This is a genomic window from Acidovorax sp. PRC11 (assembly GCF_031844105.1).
Lineage (GTDB): Bacteria > Pseudomonadota > Gammaproteobacteria > Burkholderiales > Burkholderiaceae_C > Paracidovorax.
In genome coordinates this window covers 1-1,189 of sequence record NZ_JAUZUQ010000057.1, presented here as the reverse complement: position 1 = coordinate 1,189, position 1,189 = coordinate 1, and the positions used below count along the sequence as shown (strand labels likewise).

Annotated in this window: 1 protein-coding gene; it reads left to right on the top strand. The window is 64.8% G+C overall.

The features are described 5' to 3' along the window. Positions 1-2: 2 nt before the first annotated feature. Positions 3-1,189: elongation factor Tu (gene tuf, locus Q9R47_RS24260; RefSeq protein ID WP_011793521.1), on the top strand; the 1,187-nt coding region annotated here is incomplete at its 3' end.

Here is a 1,189-nt window from a genome sequence, read left to right as displayed (position 1 = left end):
AAATGGCAAAAGGTAAGTTCGAACGTACCAAGCCCCACGTGAACGTGGGCACGATCGGCCACGTGGACCACGGCAAGACGACGCTGACGGCGGCGATCGCCACGGTGCTGTCCGCCAAGTTCGGCGGCGAAGCCAAGAAGTACGACGAGATCGACGCAGCGCCCGAAGAAAAGGCCCGCGGCATCACCATCAACACCGCACACGTGGAATACGAGACGGCCAACCGCCACTACGCCCACGTGGACTGCCCCGGCCACGCCGACTACGTCAAGAACATGATCACCGGTGCCGCCCAGATGGACGGCGCCATCCTGGTGTGCTCGGCCGCCGACGGCCCGATGCCCCAGACGCGCGAGCACATCCTGCTGGCCCGCCAGGTGGGCGTGCCCTACATCATCGTGTTCCTGAACAAGTGCGACATGGTGGATGACGAAGAGCTGCTCGAGCTGGTCGAAATGGAAGTGCGCGAACTCCTCGACAAGTACGACTTCCCCGGCGACGACACCCCCATCGTGCGCGGCTCGGCCAAGCTGGCCCTCGAAGGCGACAAGGGCCCCCTGGGCGAGCAAGCCATCGACAAGCTGGCCGAAGCCCTGGACACCTACATCCCGACGCCCGAGCGCGCCGTGGACGGTGCCTTCCTGATGCCCGTGGAAGACGTGTTCTCCATCTCCGGTCGCGGCACCGTGGTGACGGGCCGTGTCGAGCGCGGCATCATCAAGGTCGGCGAAGAAATCGAAATCGTGGGCATCCGCGACACGCAGAAGACCACCTGCACCGGCGTGGAAATGTTCCGCAAGCTGCTGGACCAGGGCCAAGCCGGCGACAACGTCGGCCTGCTGCTGCGCGGCACGAAGCGCGAAGACGTCGAGCGTGGCCAAGTGCTGTGCAAGCCCGGCTCCATCAAGCCCCACACCCACTTCACGGCTGAGGTGTACGTGCTGTCGAAGGACGAAGGCGGCCGCCACACGCCCTTCTTCAACAACTACCGCCCCCAGTTCTACTTCCGCACGACCGACGTGACCGGCGCCATCGAGCTGCCGGCCGACAAGGAAATGGTCATGCCCGGCGACAACGTGTCGATCACCGTCAAGCTGATCAACCCCATCGCCATGGAAGAAGGCCTGCGCTTCGCCATCCGTGAAGGCGGCCGTACCGTCGGCGCCGGCGTCGTGGCCAAGATCATTGC